At 73.7% G+C, this 15,174-nt stretch carries 18 protein-coding genes; 13 read left to right on the top strand and 5 right to left on the bottom strand.

Annotation, left to right across the window (positions count from 1 at the left end):
• Nucleotides 1-89 precede the first annotated feature (89 nt).
• Together O1G21_RS03555 and O1G21_RS03550 are read right to left on the bottom strand one after the other, a co-directional pair.
• Nucleotides 90-779, bottom strand: coding sequence for a phosphonatase-like hydrolase (locus O1G21_RS03555; RefSeq protein WP_270140653.1), 690 nt, complete (start codon nucleotides 777-779; stop codon nucleotides 90-92).
• A gap of 4 nt (nucleotides 780-783) precedes the next feature.
• Nucleotides 784-1,545 carry a GntR family transcriptional regulator gene (locus O1G21_RS03550; RefSeq protein WP_270140651.1) on the bottom strand — a complete coding sequence of 254 codons (762 nt, stop codon included), beginning with the start codon at nucleotides 1,543-1,545 and terminating at the stop codon, nucleotides 784-786.
• Nucleotides 1,546-1,707: 162 nt separating this feature from the next.
• On the opposite strand from O1G21_RS03550, the gene O1G21_RS03545 reads away from it, so the two are divergent.
• Complete coding sequence (locus O1G21_RS03545) at nucleotides 1,708-2,877, top strand: TIGR03364 family FAD-dependent oxidoreductase (protein WP_270140649.1); 1,170 nt, start codon at nucleotides 1,708-1,710, stop codon at nucleotides 2,875-2,877.
• 69 nt (nucleotides 2,878-2,946) lie between these two features.
• Here the strand turns inward: O1G21_RS03545 and O1G21_RS03540 are convergent, their stop codons facing one another.
• From O1G21_RS03540 to O1G21_RS03530, 3 genes are all read right to left on the bottom strand, one after another.
• Nucleotides 2,947-3,711, bottom strand: a complete 765-nt coding sequence (locus tag O1G21_RS03540) for a maleylpyruvate isomerase family mycothiol-dependent enzyme (RefSeq protein ID WP_270140647.1) — start codon at nucleotides 3,709-3,711, stop codon at nucleotides 2,947-2,949.
• Between the two features lie 203 nt (nucleotides 3,712-3,914).
• On the bottom strand, nucleotides 3,915-4,289 hold the full coding sequence (locus tag O1G21_RS03535; protein WP_270140646.1) for a cupin domain-containing protein: 375 nt from the start codon (nucleotides 4,287-4,289) through the stop codon (nucleotides 3,915-3,917).
• A gap of 146 nt (nucleotides 4,290-4,435) precedes the next feature.
• Complete coding sequence (locus O1G21_RS03530; protein WP_270140644.1) at nucleotides 4,436-4,858, bottom strand: SsgA family sporulation/cell division regulator; 423 nt, start codon at nucleotides 4,856-4,858, stop codon at nucleotides 4,436-4,438.
• Nucleotides 4,859-5,149: 291 nt separating this feature from the next.
• On the opposite strand from O1G21_RS03530, the gene O1G21_RS03525 reads away from it, so the two are divergent.
• The 12 genes from O1G21_RS03525 (at nucleotide 5,150) to hypA (ending at nucleotide 15,169) form a co-directional block, all read left to right on the top strand.
• Nucleotides 5,150-5,614 carry a cupredoxin domain-containing protein gene (locus tag O1G21_RS03525; RefSeq protein WP_270140643.1) on the top strand — a complete coding sequence of 155 codons (465 nt, stop codon included), beginning with the start codon at nucleotides 5,150-5,152 and terminating at the stop codon, nucleotides 5,612-5,614.
• A 7-nt stretch (nucleotides 5,615-5,621) separates the two neighbouring features.
• On the top strand, nucleotides 5,622-6,047 hold the full coding sequence (locus O1G21_RS03520; protein ID WP_270140641.1) for a hypothetical protein: 426 nt from the start codon (nucleotides 5,622-5,624) through the stop codon (nucleotides 6,045-6,047).
• Nucleotides 6,048-6,182: 135 nt separating this feature from the next.
• Complete coding sequence (locus tag O1G21_RS03515; RefSeq protein ID WP_270140639.1) at nucleotides 6,183-7,874, top strand: hydrogenase maturation protein; 1,692 nt, start codon at nucleotides 6,183-6,185, stop codon at nucleotides 7,872-7,874.
• A gap of 132 nt (nucleotides 7,875-8,006) precedes the next feature.
• Nucleotides 8,007-9,062, top strand: a complete 1,056-nt coding sequence (locus O1G21_RS03510) for an NADH-quinone oxidoreductase subunit B family protein (RefSeq protein WP_270140637.1) — start codon at nucleotides 8,007-8,009, stop codon at nucleotides 9,060-9,062.
• A gap of 69 nt (nucleotides 9,063-9,131) precedes the next feature.
• Nucleotides 9,132-10,919, top strand: a complete 1,788-nt coding sequence (locus tag O1G21_RS03505) for a nickel-dependent hydrogenase large subunit (protein WP_270140636.1) — start codon at nucleotides 9,132-9,134, stop codon at nucleotides 10,917-10,919.
• Nucleotides 10,916-11,383, top strand: a complete 468-nt coding sequence (locus O1G21_RS03500) for a thioredoxin (protein WP_270140634.1) — start codon at nucleotides 10,916-10,918, stop codon at nucleotides 11,381-11,383. Before O1G21_RS03505 ends, O1G21_RS03500 begins: the two co-directional genes overlap by 4 nt.
• Nucleotides 11,380-12,027: a DUF5947 family protein gene (locus O1G21_RS03495; RefSeq protein ID WP_270140633.1), complete on the top strand. Its 648-nt coding sequence runs from the start codon at nucleotides 11,380-11,382 to the stop codon at nucleotides 12,025-12,027. The genes O1G21_RS03500 and O1G21_RS03495 overlap by 4 nt, the downstream gene beginning before the upstream one ends.
• Nucleotides 12,024-12,668, top strand: coding sequence for a DUF6084 family protein (locus tag O1G21_RS03490; RefSeq protein WP_270140632.1), 645 nt, complete (start codon nucleotides 12,024-12,026; stop codon nucleotides 12,666-12,668). The genes O1G21_RS03495 and O1G21_RS03490 overlap by 4 nt, the downstream gene beginning before the upstream one ends.
• Nucleotides 12,665-14,053, top strand: a complete 1,389-nt coding sequence (locus tag O1G21_RS03485; RefSeq protein ID WP_270140631.1) for a hypothetical protein — start codon at nucleotides 12,665-12,667, stop codon at nucleotides 14,051-14,053. Before O1G21_RS03490 ends, O1G21_RS03485 begins: the two co-directional genes overlap by 4 nt.
• Nucleotides 14,050-14,574 (top strand): hydrogenase maturation protease, encoded by a 525-nt coding sequence (locus O1G21_RS03480; RefSeq protein ID WP_270140630.1) that lies wholly within the window; start codon nucleotides 14,050-14,052, stop codon nucleotides 14,572-14,574. Before O1G21_RS03485 ends, O1G21_RS03480 begins: the two co-directional genes overlap by 4 nt.
• Nucleotides 14,568-14,672 (top strand): DUF6893 family small protein, encoded by a 105-nt coding sequence (locus O1G21_RS41675; RefSeq protein ID WP_405000582.1) that lies wholly within the window; start codon nucleotides 14,568-14,570, stop codon nucleotides 14,670-14,672. The genes O1G21_RS03480 and O1G21_RS41675 overlap by 7 nt, the downstream gene beginning before the upstream one ends.
• 116 nt (nucleotides 14,673-14,788) lie before the next feature.
• Nucleotides 14,789-15,169, top strand: coding sequence for a hydrogenase maturation nickel metallochaperone HypA (gene hypA, locus O1G21_RS03475; protein WP_270140628.1), 381 nt, complete (start codon nucleotides 14,789-14,791; stop codon nucleotides 15,167-15,169).
• The last annotated feature ends 5 nt before the right edge of the window (nucleotides 15,170-15,174 follow it).

The raw sequence follows: 15,174 nt of genomic DNA, 5'->3' as shown, positions 1-15,174 counted from the left end.
TTCCCGTCTCCTTGACAGTTTCCTGACCGGGGAGCTGCGGCAGCCGCCGGGCCGTTCCGCGACGGCCCGGCGGCCGGTACGGCGTGCCGTCAGGCGCTCGGTCGGGCCTCGGCGAGACCGGGGATCTCGGCGACGCTGGCCAGCACGTGGGTCTGCGGGTGCCCGTCGAAGTCGGCGCGGGCGAGCTCCCCGGTCAGGACCCCGATGACCACGCCGGCCCCGGCGTTGCGGCCGGCCTCGACGTCGACCACGGTGTCCCCGGCGGTCAGCACCCGGCGGGTGTCGATGACCCCGGTCTTCTGCATCGCCCGGTGGATCATGTACGGGGCAGGGCGGCCGCGCGGGACCTCGTCCGAGGTGACCACCGCGTCCAGGTTGCCGCCCTCACCGGTGGACCAGCCGAGCGACTCCAGCAGCGGGTGGGCGACGTCGTCGCTGAAGCCGGTGGTGAGCGCGACCTTGATCCCGCGCCGGCGCAGCTCGGCCAGCGCCTCCTCGACCCCGGGGATGGCCTGCGGGGGAGTGGTCCGGTAGGCCTCGCGCAGGTACTCCGCGAAGGCGGCGTAGCTCTCCTCGACCAGTTCCGGAGTGGGGCTGCCGCCGCCGAGGCGGACCAGGGCGGCGATGGCCTCGCGCTTGTCGGTGCCCATCCAGGTCTGCAGGTCGGCCTCCGCGACGGCCACCCCGTTCCGTTCGACGGCGGTGCGAAGCGCACGGTAGACGGCGCCGGACTCGTTGATGGTGGTACCGGCCATGTCCAGGGCGGCGAGCTCGATCACGGTGTCAGTCCTCTTCGGTGCGGTAGCGGCCGATGACGGTCCGGCCTTCGATGGTGTTCTCGATGGTGAAGGTGGCCATGGCGGGCAGGTAGCGGTCGTCGGCGTACTCCAGCGGCACGCCCCGGCCGGAGGTGGTGAGCCGGCGCACCCGCAGCAGTGGGGCCCCGGTGGGGACCCGCAGCAGTTCGGCGTCGCGCGGTTCGGCGGCGACGGCGTCGATGGTGTGCCGGGCGTGGTGCAGGTCCACCTCGCGGCGCAGCAGCTCCTGGTAGACGGAGCCGGTGTCCGGGTCGAAGTCGAACAGGATGCGGCCGACCTCGTGGACGAAGGTGGACCGTTCCAGCATGGCCGGGACGCCGTCCAGCAGCCGCAGCCGGACGAGTTCGACGACCGGCTCGCCCTCCGCCAGCCCGAGTCGGGCCGCCGCCTCCGGCGACGCCCGACGGCGGGCCACCTCGAGGGTGCTCTGCCCGGGCTCGCGGCCGATGCTGCGGGCCCACTGGGTGAAGGACAGGAAGGTGTCGAAGGGCTGGGAGGGCGCCGTGCGGCGGGCGATGGGCGGCTTCCCGCGCCCGCCGACCAGGCTGCCCGCGCTGCGCAGCATCGCCAGGGCCTGGCGGACCGGGCCGCGGGAGGTGCCGAACTCGGCGCAGAGCTGCGCCTCGCTGGGCACCGGCTTGCCCTCGGGCCACTCGCCGGACTCGATGCGGCGCTGGAACTCGGCGCCGAGCCGTTGGTGCAGCGGGAGGTCCTCACTTGTCTTCACAAGTCGACTATGACACCCGGGGACGGAACTTCTCAAGGCCGGTCCACCTGCGGATTCCCCTGTTCACCCACTGGATTCCGGTGAACGTCGGACGGATGAACAGCCGGTAACTTGTACATACATGTCTTGACTCCGGCGTCCGGAAACCCGGAAGCTGGGCCCATGAGCAGCAGCACCGCACCCGTGACCTCCCCCAGCACCGCCCGCAGCGACGTGGTGATCGTCGGCGCCGGCATCATCGGCCTCGCCCACGCCTTCGAGGCGCTGAGCAGGGGACTGTCCGTCACCGTCGTCGACCGCGACCGGCGGCCGGTCGGCGCCTCGGTCCGCAACTTCGGCCACTGCTGCATCAGCGCCCAGGACGGCGACCTGCTCGCCCTCGCGCAGCGCTCCCGGCCGGGCTGGCTGCGCGCCGCCGCGGCCGCCGGCTTCTGGGCCGCCGAGGCCGGCACCCTGGTGGTCGCCCGGTCCGCCACCGAGGCGGCCGTCCTGGAGGAGCTGCACGCCGAACGCGGCGGCGACGCCGTCCGGTTGCGCAGCGCCGCGCAGACGGCCGAGGCGCTCGGCCGGGCGGCCGGCGCGGACGGCGACCTGGTGGGCGGCGCGCTGCTGCCCGCCGACCTGCGGGTCGACCCGCGAGAGGCGGCGCCCGGCCTGGCCCGCTGGGTGGCCGAGCAGCCGCGGGGCCGCGTCCTGTGGGGCACCGCCGTGACCGGCGTCGAGCCCGGCGCGGTGCACACCACCCGCGGTCCGGTCCACGGCGACCGGATCCTGGTCTGCGTCGGCCACGACCTGGACTACCTGTTCCCCGACGTCGCCGAGGACCACGGGATCCAGCGCTGCCGGCTGAGCATGGCGCGGGCCGAGGCCCCGGCCGGGTTCCGCACCGACTCCGCGGTGCTGACCGCCACCTCGATGCTCCGCTACGACGCCTTCACCACCCGGCCCTCGGCCGCCCGGCTGCGGGAGGAGGCGCTCGGCCACAGCGCGGAGCTGCTGGAGATCGGCGCGAACGTGATGTTCACCCGCCGGCCGGACGGCACCGTGCTGCTCGGCGACTCGCACCACTACGACGCCACCACCCCGCCGTTCATCGACGAGCGCACCTACGAGCTGCTGATCGACGCCGTCGCCCGGGTGCTGGGCGTGCCGCGCCTGCGGATCCTGGAGCGCTGGCAGGGCGTCTACGCCAGCAGCCCCCGCGGCCCGCTGCTGGTGCGCGACCTGGCCCCGGGCGTGCGGGCCGTCTCGGTCACCTCGGGCATCGGGATGACGCTCTCCTTCGGCCTCGCGGCCGCCGGCTTCGACGGGACGCTGGCCGCGACGGCCTGAGCCGCCGCCGGTCGGGGCACGTGCCTGCTCGGCACGTGCCCCGCGGTGCTCGGCAGCACCCGGCAGGGCTCAGAACGCGGAGTGGGCGAACCAGTGCGCCAGCAGTTCCTCGTCCCCGGAGACCTCGACCCCGGCCGCGGTGCGGTCGAGCCGGCCGTACAGGAGCAGCAGCAGCTCGGCGGCGGGGGCCCGGACGGTGGCGTCGGCCGCCGTGCCGGTGTCGTCATCGGTGTCGTCGAGGCCGAAGCCGTCGGGGCGCAGCCGGACCAGCCAGTCGCCCTCGCCGTCGGTGCGGGCGAAGCGGATGGTCCGGTCCTCGCCGCGCAGTTCGGCCGTGCCGGGGGCGAAGAAGGCGGCGAAGGGCAGGTTGGTGAGGAACTCGTCCACGCCGTCGGCCGCGAGCACCGGATCGACGTCGAGCTTCAGGCCGAGCGCGAGTTCGGCGTCGACCCGGTGGACGAAAGTCTCGAACAGCATCCGGCGCACCCAGAACCGGGCGTGCTGGTCGGCCCCCCAGGCCCACATCGGCGCGTCGAGGTCGCCCTCGGCGAAGGCCGCGGTGGCCTGCTCGGCGGCCTCGGCCAGCCAGTCCGGGTACTCCTCCGGCCGCTCGGGCAGCCGCAGGTCGACGTCCCGGCTGCGCGGCGGCTCCTGGATCCGCTGGTGGAGCAGGACGGTGAACCACCGCTGCACGCTGCCGGTGTGGCGGACCAGGTCCGCGAGCGTCCACCCCGGGCAGGTGGGCACCGGGAGGGCGGGGTCGGCCTGCCGCACGGCGGCGACGAAGCGGGTGGTCTCGGCGGCGACGGCGGGGCCGTGGTCCAGCGGGGTCATGGGGGCTGTCTCCAGTGCGGGCGGGGCTACGACGGCTACGGCGGGTTACGACGACTCTGGCGCTGCCTCCGAGCGCCTCGCGCCCGATGGCTTGCGAGCTGAACTTTTCATCAGTTGAAGCAATCGCGGACGACGCTAGGCCTGAAAGGTTGAGGCTGTCAAGTAACTCTCCGGGCACGCCGCGGTGAGAGCCGCCCGGGCGGTCAGGTGGCGGGAGTGGAGCGGATGGAGAGGCCGGGCCGGCGGCGGTGGACGGTGAGGTAGACCAGACCGTCCGGGCCCGCCGAGACCGCCCGTCGCGCGCCGTGCGGCAGCCAGGCCGTGCACCCCGGGGTCAGCGCCTGCCGCCCGCTGGCCGTCTCCAGCTCGCCGCTGCCGTCGAGCACCTGGACGAGGACGTCCAGGTCCGGCTCCACGTGCCCGGTGACCTCGGCGTTCGCGGGCAGCCGGACGATGTTCGCGTCCAGCTGGCGGCCCTCCTCCCGGAGGCGCCAGAGCGCCCCGCCGCGGTCGGCGGGAGCCTGCTGGAGCAGGGACTCCAGGTGGGTGAGCACACCGGGTCCGGGGTCGGGCGTCAATGCGGCCTCCTGCGGGCGAGTGGGATCGGCCCGTGGATTCTACGGAGGGACCGGGCGCGACGGGCTCGGGCGAGCGGCTCGGGCGAGCGGTCCAGTGACCCGGACTCAGTGGCCCAGGCTCGGTTGGCAGGCTCGATGGGCAAGGCTCAGTCGGCGGCGAGCAGCCGGGCGAGGGCCGCGTCGACGTCCAGGTGGTCGGACTCGGATCCGGCGGGCACCAGGGCGAAGGAGTCCGAGAGGAACGCCGTCACGAGGTCCTCCGGTGCGCTGACCAGGGCCCCGCCGTCCGGCCCCCGCAGGGTGATCAGGACCTCGCCCGCCGACCCCGGACGGACCTTCACATCGCCGCTGCCGGCCGGGCCGAGCCGGCCCTCGTTCAGCAGTTCGCGGCTGAAGTACCAGCACACCCGGGCGGCGTCGCCGGTGCACTGGCACGCGGTCAGCGGGAAGGCCAGGCAGGCCGCGTACGGGAGGCTCGCGTCGAAGCGGAGTTCCGCCTCGACCGGGACGTCGGGCGCCGCGCTGTCGGGGAAGGTCACGGGCACCGGGCGGACGGTGGACAGCTGCATCGATTCGGCTTCCTGTGAGGCGGGGCACCGGACCGGGCGGCCCGGCGTACCTGGGGGCGCCTACCCGGTGGGTCCACGGGCAGCCGGAGGCGGACGAATCTCCACAATTCCCGCGCATCGCCGGGACGTACGGGCCGACGGCGGGCGTCAAGTCCATGTCGTGGCTTTCACTCCTGCGTGTGAAATGGTGGGCTGTCCGGAGCCCCGGACCCGGTCACGGCGGACCCCGGCCGGAGGAAGGTGGGGAGCGGGCCGCTCCCGCGGCCGCACCCTCCCGAACGGAGTCCGAACGTGACCAGCCCCCGGCCCCTCCCGGCAGCCGCCGCGCTGCTGCTCTCCGCGTCCCTCGCGGCCTGCTCCAGCTCGGGCTCCAGCGCCGGCACGCCGTCGATCAGCGCGACGAGCCCCGTGCAGAGCAGCGCGATCGCCACCAGCCCCGCGCAGACCAGTACCGGCGCCGTGAGCCCGACGAGCACCCTGATGGCCTCCTCCCCGTCCAGCACCGGCGCCCTCCACATCACGATCAAGGACTTCGCGTACTCGCCCGCCAGCCTGACGGTCAGCCCCGGTCAGACCGTCACCGTGACGAACCAGGACACCGACGGCCACACCCTCACCGCCTCCGACAAGTCCTTCGACACCGGCACGATCGCACCCGGCGCCACCGCGAGCTTCACCGCGCCGCAGCAGACCGGCGCCCACCCGTACATCTGCGACATCCACCCGTTCATGCACGGCACCCTCATCGTCAGCTGAGCACTCCGTGATCACCCCCGCCCCCGCCCGCCGGCGCCGCTTCGCCCACCTCGCGCTGCGCCTGTCGGCCGCCGCCGGACTCGCGGTGGACGCGGCCGTCCACGCCCGGCTCGCCGACCGGTACGACGCCGTCGGCGACACCATCAGCCAGGGCACCCTGTTCCGCGCCGAATCCGCCGCCGCGAGCCTCGCCGTGCTCCTGCTGCTCCTCCGGCGCCACCACGCCGGCGACCTCTACGCCTGGCTGGTCGCCGCCTCCGCCCTCGGCGCGCTGCTGCTCTACCGCTACGTCGACGTCGGCACCCTCGGCCCGTTGCCGAACATGTACGAGCCGTTCTGGTTCGCCGACAAGACCCTCGCCGCCTGGGCCGAGGGCATCGCCACCGCGGCGCTCACGATCCTGCTGATCGGCCACGGCCGACACCGGATCTGACCACGGCGGGAGCGCCGGACACCGCCCCGCCGCCCGAGTGAACGGGCGGCGCGGCGAGCCGGGCGGCCCGGGCGCCGGGCGGGCCGGAGGTGATGATCGCCGGAATCCCGGAGGCCATCACCGTCGGAGGCGGACATGCGGATCCTGCTCCTCGCCAGCGCGTTCAACAGCCTCAGCCAGCGGCTGCACGCCGAACTGCGCGACCGACGCCATCAGGTCGAGTTCCAACTCGCCGGTGACGACGAGGAGTTGTCCGCCGCCGTGAGCCGGTTCCGGCCGGACGTGCTGCTCGCGCCGATGCTGCGCACCGCGATCCCGCAGCAGGTCTGGTCGGAGCTCACCTGCCTGATCGTCCACCCCGGCCCGCCGGGCGACCGCGGCCCCTCCTCGCTCGACCGGGCGATCCAGGACGGCCGCACCGAATGGGGCGTCACGGTGCTCCAGGCCGAGGCGGAGCTGGACGCCGGACCGGTCTGGGCCGCGGAGCCCTGCTTGCTGCCCGAGCGCGGCAAGAGCGACCTCTACCGCAACGAGGTCTCCGACGCGGCCGTCGCCGCCGCCCTGCTCGCCGTGGAACGCCTCGCCTCCGGCGCGTACGCCCCGCAGCCGCAGCACGGCCCCGGCTGGCGCGAGACCGTGCGCACCCGGCCCTTCCTGCGCCAGGAGGGCCGCCGGATCGACTGGGCGGGCGACTCCACCGAGGCGGTGCTGCGCCGGCTCCGCGCCGCGGACTCCCAACCCGGGGTGCTGGACGAGATGTGCGGCGGCGAGTGGTACCTGCACGGGGGCCACCGCGAGCCGCTGTTGCGCGGCCGGGCGGGCGAGCTGCTCGCCACCCGGGCCGGCGCCGTCTGCCGGGCCACCTCGGACGGCGCGGTGTGGATCCCCGAACTGCGCCGCCGCCGCACCCCCGGCGGGCCCGCGACCTTCAGGCTCCCGGCGGTGACGGCGCTCGGCTCCCTGCTGCCGCCGCTGCCCGAGGCGCCCGCGCCGCTGATGCCGGGCGAGGGAGAGCAGCCCGGCTGGTCGGACATCCGCTACCGCGAGGACGGCCCGGTGGGCCTGCTGCACTTCGCCTTCCCGGGCGGGGCGATGTCCACCGACCACTGCCGTCGGCTGCTGGCGGCGTACCGCTTCGCGCTCGGCCGCCCGACCTCGGTGCTGGTGCTCGGCGGCGGCCGGGACTTCTTCTCCAACGGCATCCACCTCAACGTCATCGAGGCCGCGCCGGACCCGGCCGCCGAGTCCTGGGCCAACATCACCGCGATGGACGACCTGGTCGCCGAGGTGCTCACCACCACCGACCGGCTGGTGGTCTCCGCCCTCGGCGGCAACGCCGCGGCCGGTGGGATGATGCTGGCGCTGGCCGCCGACGAGGTGTGGTGCCGCAGCGGCTCCGTGCTCAACCCGCACTACCGGCTGATGGGCCTGTATGGGTCGGAGTACTGGACGTACACCCTGCCGCGCCGGGTGGGCACGGCGGAGGCCGGGCGGCTGACCGGCCGGGCCCTCCCGGTGTCGGCGGCCGCGGCCGAGCGGATCGGCCTGGTCGACCGGGTGCTGGACTGCGGGCCGGCCGAGTTCGGGGCGAACGCGGCCCACCTGGCCGGGCTGCTCGCCGCCTCGCCCGGCGCCCAGCACCGGATCGCGGCGAAGAAGGCCGCGCGCGAGGCCGACGAGCGGGCGAAGCCGCTCGCCGCGTACCGGGAGGAGGAGCTCGCGGTGATGCGCCGGCAGTTCTTCACACCCGAATCGCCGTACCACGCGCTGCGATCCGCGTTCGTCCGCAAGAGCCCGGTGCCCGCCGGGCTGTTCGCCCGGACGTGACCCGAACGGCCGCGGAGGGCTTGCGCGCTCCGGGCGGTCCGCCCGGTCCGCGGAGCGGCGGCCGATCCGGACCGTTGCTATGACTGGGTCCGAGCCATCCCGTCCGGCTCCCGTCCCCGAGGAGGCATCCTCATGGGTGCTGCAACCGCTGAAACGACCGACACCGACGTGGTGCACGTTCTCTGGATCAACGCCGGCCTCAGCTGTGACGGCGACTCCGTCTCGCTGACCGCCGCGATGCAGCCGAGCATTGAGGAGATCGTCACCGGCGCGCTGCCCGGCCTGCCGAAGGTCGCGGTGCACTGGCCGCTGATCGACTTCGAGTGCGGTCCGGTCCAGGGCGCGGACAACTTCGTCGAGTGGTTCTTCAAGGCCGACCGCGGCGAACTCGAACCGTTCGTCCTGGTCGTCGAGGGGTCCATCCCCAACGAGAAGATCAAGAAGGAGGGCTACTGGTGCGGCTTCGGCGACGACCCCGCCACCGGCCAGCCCATCACCACCAGTGAGTGGCTGGACCGGCTCGCTCCCAAGGCGACCGCCGTGGTGGCGATCGGCACCTGCGCCACGTACGGCGGCATCCACGCGATGGCCGGCAACCCGACCGGCGCGATGGGCGTGCCGGACCACCTCGGCTGGGACTGGAAGTCCAAGGCCGGGCTGCCGATCGTCTGCGTGCCCGGCTGCCCGATCCAGCCCGACAACTTCGCCGAGACGCTCACCTACCTGCTGTACCAGCTGGCCGGCTCCGCGCCGATGATCCCGCTGGACGACAAGCTGCGGCCCGCCTGGCTGTTCGGCGCCACCGTGCACGAGGGCTGCGACCGCGGCGGGTACTACGAACAGGGCCAGTTCGCCACCGACTACGGCACCCCCGAGTGCCTGGTGCGCCTCGGCTGCTGGGGCCCGGTCGTCAAGTGCAACGTCGCCAAGCGCGGCTGGACCAACGGCGTCGGCGGCTGCCCGAACGTCGGCGGCATCTGCATCGCCTGCACCATGCCGGGCTTCCCGGACAAGTTCATGCCCTTCATGGACCCGCCGCCCGGCTCGCGCGTGTCCAGCGGCGCCAGCAGCGCGTACGGCCCGCTGATCCGCCGGCTGCGCGCGATCACCCTGAAGACCGTCGACAAGGAACCGAAGTGGCGCCGCACCGGCCGCCATCTGACCACGGGCTACCGCCCGCCCTGGTGACAGGGGAGGGCCGCACACCGCCCCGGTGTGCGGCCCCGTCGACCTCGCAGACAAGGACACGCGGACACGATGGCAACACCGACCACCAGGGCGACCGGCGACGGCAGCGGCCTGACCGAGATGTCCTGGGACCCGATCACCCGGATCGTGGGCAGCCTGGGCATCCACACGAAGATCGACTTCAAGCAGAAGAGGGTCGCGGAGTGCTACAGCACCTCCTCGGTCTTCCGCGGCTACAGCGTCTTCATGCGGGGCAAGGACCCGCGCGACGCCCACTTCATCACCAGCCGGATCTGCGGGATCTGCGGCGACAACCACGCCACCTGCTCGGTCTACACCCAGAACATGGCGTACGGCGTGAAGCCCCCGCACCTGGGGGAGTGGATCATCAACCTCGGCGAGGCCGCCGAGTACATGTTCGACCACAACATCTTCCAGGAGAACCTGGTCGGGGTCGACTACTGCGAGAAGATGGTCAAGGAGACCAACCCGGGCGTCCTGGAGCTCGCCGAGCGCACCGAGGCCCCGCACGCCGGCGACCACGGGTACAAGACCATCGCCGACATCATGCGCTCCCTCAACCCGATCGAGGGCGAGTTCTACCGCGAGGCGCTCCAGGTCAGCCGGTACACCCGGGAGATGTTCTGCCTGATGGAGGGCCGCCACGTGCACCCCTCCACGCTCTACCCGGGCGGCGTCGGCACCGTCGCGACGGTGCAGCTGTTCACCGACTACCTGACCCGGCTGATGCGCTACGTCGAGTTCATGAAGAAGGTCGTGCCGCTGCACGACGACCTCTTCGACTTCTTCTACCAGGCGCTGCCCGGCTACGAGGAGGTCGGCCGGCGCCGCGTCCTGCTCGGCTGCTGGGGCAGCCTCAACGACCCGGACCACTGCGACTTCACGTACCGCAACATGACGGACTGGGGCCGGCGGATGTTCGTCACCCCCGGCATCGTGGTCGACGGCAAGCTCGTCACCAACGACCTGACGCAGATCAACCTCGGCATCCGCATCCTGCTCGGCAGCTCCTACTACGAGGACTGGCAGGGCAAGGAGCTCTTCGTCACCCACGACCCGCTCGGCAACCCCGTCGACCCCCGGCACCCGTGGAACCAGCACACCATCCCGCAGCCCCAGAAGCGGAACTTCGACGACAAGTACAGCTGGGTGATGTCCCCGCGCTGGTTCGACGGCGAGGACCACCTCGCCCTCGACACCGGCGGCGGCCCGATCGCCCGGCTGTGGTCCACCGCCCTGTCCGGGCTGGTCGACATCGGCTACGTCAAGGCCACCGGCCACAGCGTCCTGATCAACCTGCCCCGCTCGATGACCAAGCCCGAGGTCACCTTCGAGTGGAAGATCCCGCAGTGGAGCAACGCGATCGAGCGCAACCGCGCCCGCACCTACTTCCAGGCCTACGCGGCCGCCGCCGCCCTGCACTTCGCCGAGAAGGCGCTCGACGAGGTCCGCGCCGGGCGCAGCCAGACCTGGGAGCGCTTCGAGGTGCCGGACGAGTCGATCGGCTGCGGCTTCACCGAGGCCGTGCGCGGCGTGCTCTCGCACCACATGGTGATCCGTGACGGCAAGATCGCCAACTACCACCCGTACCCGCCCACCCCGTGGAACGCCAGCGTGCGCGACAGCCACGGCACCCCCGGCCCGTACGAGGACGCGGTGCAGAACACGCCGATCTTCGAGGAGAACACCCCGGAGAACTTCAAGGGCATCGACATCATGCGCACCGTGCGCAGCTTCGACCCCTGCCTGCCCTGCGGCGTCCACATGTACGTGGGCGACGGGCGCACCCTGAAGACCATGCACGTGCCCACCGGCCTGAGCGGGCTCACCGCATGACGGCCGAACAGACCGGCCTGCGGATCCAGCAGGCCCTGGACGCCCTGGCCGGCAGCGGCGCGGAGCAGACGGGCGAGCAACTCGTCCGCGACCTCATGGAGTTCTACGGCGAGGGTCTGGCCAGACTCGTCCCGGCGCTGCCCCCGCCCGCCCTGGAACGGCTGCTGGACGACCCGGTGGTGACCGGGCTGCTGCTCCTGCACGACCTGCACCCCGAGGACGTGACCGCCCGGATCGACCGGGCGCTCGCCGCCCTGCCCGAGCGGGTCGAGGTGCTCGGCTTCGCGCCGGAGACCGGCACCCTGCGGCTGCGCCGCACGGCCACCGGTTGCGGCTGCGGGGAGCAGGAGGTGGAGGCCGCCCTCGCCTGCCACGCCCCGGAGGTGACGGCCCTGGAGCTGGAGCGTGCCCCGCAGCTGCTCCAGATCGGCACCCGCCCGCCGCAGCCCGCGGAGGCGCGATGAACACCCGACGGGTCTCCCGGGACGGGACCGCCCTGCTGCGCCGGCTACGCGAGCCGGCACCGCCCCGGCCCGAGCAGTGCGGCCTCTGCGGCCACGACCTGCCGGCCGGTCACCGCCACCTGGTGGACGTCGAGGAACGCGCCCTGGCCTGCACCTGCACCGCCTGCGGCCTGCTGTTCCGGCAGCCGGGCGCGGCCGGCGGCCGCTACCGCGCCGTGCCGGACCGCTACCTGAGCGACCCGGACGGCGAGCTGGACGAGCAGGCCTGGTCGGTGCTGGGCGTCCCGGTCGGCACCGTGTTCCTGTTCCGCAACGCCGTGCTGGACCGGCTGCTCGCGTTCTACCCCGGGCCGGCCGGCGCCACCGAGAGCGAGCTGGACCAGGAGGCCTGGGAACGCGCCCTCGGCGCCAGCCGGCTGGCCGCCGCCCTGGAACCGGACGTGGAGGCGCTGCTGCTGCGCCGCGCCGAGGGGCGGGTCGAGTCCTTCCTGGTGCCGATCGACGTCTGCTACGAGCTGGTGGGCCGGCTGCGGCGGTGCTGGCACGGCTTCGACGGCGGCGCCGAGGCCCGGGCCGAACTCGACGCCTACTTCGGGCAGTTGGCCGTACGGGCTCGCCCGCTTCGTGCGGAGGTGACGGCGTGACGTCGCTCGGCTTCGCCTGCACGGACGTGCGCTCCGACCCGTACGCGGCCGTGCCGACCCTGGTGTTCCGGCTGCGGATCACCGCGCCGGCCGACATCCGGGTGCACGCCCTCGCCCTGCAGTGCCAGCTGCGGATCGAACCCGGCCGCCGGTCGTACCTCGACGCCGAGGGCGAGCGGCTGGGCGACCTCTTCGGTGAGCGGGAACGCTGGGCCACCACGCTCAACCCGATCCAGTTCGCGACCGTGCCGCTGCTGGTGCCCGGATTCACCGGGGAGACCGAGGCCGACCTCGCGGTGCCGTGCAGCTACGACCTGGAGGTGGCCTGCGCCCGCTACTTCCGGGCCCTGGAGGGCGGCGAGGTGCCGCTGCTGCTGCTCTTCTCCGGCACCGCCTTCGCCGGCCCCGGCGGCTTCCAGGTCACTCCCGTGCCGTGGGACAAGGAGGCCCGGGTGCGGATGCCGGTGCGGGTCTGGCGGGAGGCCGTCGACCGGCACTTCCCCGGCTGCGGCTGGCTGCGGCTGCCGGAGGACCTGATGGACGAACTGCTGGCCTACCGCTCCCGGCGGGCCCTGCCCTCCTGGGACGCGACGGTGCGCGAACTGCTCACCACGGCCGCTGTCGGGGAGGGGGCCGGGTGAGCGAGCGAAGAGAGCCCGTCGTCTTCCCCGAGGGGATCGAGCGCGGCTTCGCGGCCGCCCGGCAGATCGCCGACGCGGTGCTGATGGAGGGCTACGTGCTCTACCCGTACCGCGCCTCCGCGGCCAAGAACCGGCTGCGCTGGCAGTTCGGCGTGCTGGTGCCGCCCGAGTACACCGCACAGGGCGGCGAACACTCCCACCAGCGCACCGAGTGCGTCATGGAGGCGCGGCGCGACGACCGGCTGGCGGTCGAGCTGCGCTTCCTGCGGGTCCAGCGGCGTACCGTCGAACGGGCCGCCGACGGCGGCGGGTTCGAGCCGGTGGAGCAGCTGGAGCTCGCCGACCGGGTGCTCGTCGAGTGGGACGAGGCCGTCGAGGAGCGAATCGAACTCCTATTGCCCATCAGTGAGTTGACCGGAGAGGTCGTGCAGCACGGGTTCCGGCTGCCGGGCGTCGGCGGGACGGAGCTGCTGCACGAGCACGGCAGCGCCGTCGGCCGGCTGGTGCGCCGGCGCGAACAGGTCGACGGGCTGGTGCGGTTGAGGGTCGAGGAACTGCCCGGACCGTACCGGGCGCAGCGCCTGACCGTGGAGGTGGAGAACGCCTCCGAGTGGACACCGAGCCTGGAGGCGGGCCGCGAGGAGGCGCTGCCGCGCTCCCTGGTCTCCACCCACCTGCTGCTCGGGCTGGAGCACGGCCGCTTCCTGTCGGTCGCCGATCCGCCCGAGTGGGCCCGGTCGGCCGTCGAGCACTGCTGCAACGAGCGCACCTGGCCGGTGCCGGCCGGACCGGACGGCGGGGACCAGGTGGTGCTGTCCTCGCCGATCATCCTGGAGGACCACCCGCGGATCGCCCCGGAGAGCCTCGGCCCCCTGTACGACGCCACCGAGATCGACGAGATCCTGGCCCTGCGGACGGCGGCCCTGACCGACCAGGAGAAGCGGGAGGCGCGGGGCACCGACGACCGGGCCGGCGCCGTGATCGACCTCGCCGGGTCCATGCCGCCCGAGGTGCTGGAACGGCTGCACGGCGCGATCCGCGGGCTGCGCGAGATCACCGGCGACCGCGCCGGCCCGGAGCAGCCCTGGTGGGACCCGGGCAACGACCCGGAGGTCGATCCCGAACGGGACCGGGTGCTGGTCGACGGTCACCGGGTCGGCGCGGGCAGCCGGGTGCTGCTGCGGCCCGGCCGGCGGCGCACCGACGCGCAGGACCTCTTCCTGGACGGGCGCACGGCCGTGGTGGAGGCGGTGCTGCACGACCTCGACGGCTCGGTGCACCTGGCCGTCACGGTGGAGGACGACCCGGGTGCGGACCTGTGGCGGGCCCAGGGGCGCTTCCGGTACTTCCAGCCCGACGAGGTCACCCCGCTGGAGGAGTCGTGAGCCGGCCGGCCGTGCTGGTCGCAGGGGTGGGCAACGTCTTCCTCGGCGACGACGGGTTCGGCGTGGAGACCGTCCGGCGCCTCGCCGCCCACCCGATGCCGGACGGCGTCGAGGTGGTCGACGTCGGCGTGCGCGGCGTCGACCTGGCGTACCGGCTGCTCGACGGCTACCGCACCGCCGTCCTGGTCGACGCCACCTGCCGCGGTGGCGCGCCCGGCACGGTGTACCTGATCGAGGCGGCCGCCGAGCCGCTGGAGGTGCCCGTCCTGGACGGGCACCGGATGGGGCCGGACGCCGTGCTCGGGCTGCTCGCCACGCTCGCCGCCGGTACCGGGGGCGAGCCGCCCGGACGGGTGCTGGTGGTCGGCTGCGAGCCGGCGTCGCTGGAGGAGGGCATCGGACTGAGCGAACCCGTCGCCGCCGCCGTCGAGGAGGCCGTCCGCGTGGTCCTGGGGGCCGTGGCGGAGGCCCTGTCGGTGGCGGAGGCCCTGCCGTCGGAGAGGAGGACGACACCATGCTGAGGAAACTCTTCTGCGCGGCCCTGCTGGCGGGGCTCGGCGCGCTGGTCTGGCAGAGCCTGCCCGACCTCCAGCGGTACCTGAAGATCTCGCGGATGTGAGCCGCGGATTGCTGCGAACGGTGCAGCCCCGGACGCGGTGGCGGCGCGGCTTCGAGCCGTCGCCGCCACCGCGCCCTGTAATGGGGCGCGTTGCCGGCCGCCGTGGAAAGGGACCGATGCACGAGATGTCGATCGCCGCCGCCGTCGTCGAGCAGGTGGACACCGCCGCGCGCGAACACGGCGCCCCCGCGGTGGCGCGAGTGCGGTTGCGGGTCGGCGAGTTGGCGGGCGTCGTCCCCGAGGCCCTCGACTTCTGCTTCGAACTCGCCTGCACCGGAACGCTGGTGGAGGGCGCGGCGCTGGACACCGAGCCGGTCGCGGCACGGGCCCGCTGCGCACCCTGCGGCGTCGAATGGGCCGTCGGCATGCCGCCGGACCTCGCCTGCCCGGACTGCCGCCGCGGCAGCGGCGTCGAGCTGCTGTCCGGGCGCGAGCTCCAGATCCTCGACGTCCAGTGGGCCGGGCCCTCGGGCGCCCCGGCCGAACAGAAAGGCTGAAGCCG

This window comes from Kitasatospora cathayae, assembly GCF_027627435.1.
Classification (GTDB): domain Bacteria; phylum Actinomycetota; class Actinomycetes; order Streptomycetales; family Streptomycetaceae; genus Kitasatospora; species Kitasatospora cathayae.
The sequence above is the reverse complement of the archived record's forward strand: the minus strand, read 5'-3'. Positions and strand labels throughout refer to the sequence as shown.